Annotated in this window: 1 protein-coding gene; it reads right to left on the bottom strand. The window is 62.1% G+C overall.

The features are described 5' to 3' along the window. On the bottom strand, positions 1–477 hold a 477-nt coding region (locus AACY49_RS30650; protein WP_339528038.1), incomplete at both ends, for a SecD/SecF family protein translocase subunit.

A 477-nucleotide genomic window follows, 5' to 3' on the forward strand; every position in this document is an offset into this window, starting at 1 on the left:
CTCGCTTCCTTGTATCCCAGTTCGACCGACTGGATCACGCTGCGGCCGCGGCGGCGTTCCTCGCGGATGCGCTCGTTGATCAGCACGTTCGCGTCGACTGCGGTGCCGATCGTCAGCACGAAGCCCGCAATACCCGGCAGCGTCAGCGTGCCGTTGAGCAACGCCAGCACGCCCATGATGACCATCACGTTGATGACCACGGCGTAGTCGGCATAGAAACCGAAGCGACCGTAGGTGACGATCATGAACACCACGACCAGCGCGACAGCGATGCTCGACGCCAGGATGCCGGCGTGGATCGAGTCGGTGCCGAGATCCGAACCGACGCTATGCTCCTCGATCACCTTCAGCGTGATCGGCAATTTGCCCGAGCTGAGCGCGATCGCCAGGTTGTTGGCGGATTCGACGGTGAAGCGGTCTTCGATATAGCCCGAGCCACCCAGAATTGGCGTGTTGATGCGCGGCGCGGAAATCACT

It is taken from the genome of Pseudomonas sp. EL_65y_Pfl2_R96, assembly GCF_963970905.1.
Taxonomy (GTDB): Bacteria; Pseudomonadota; Gammaproteobacteria; order Pseudomonadales; family Pseudomonadaceae; genus Aquipseudomonas.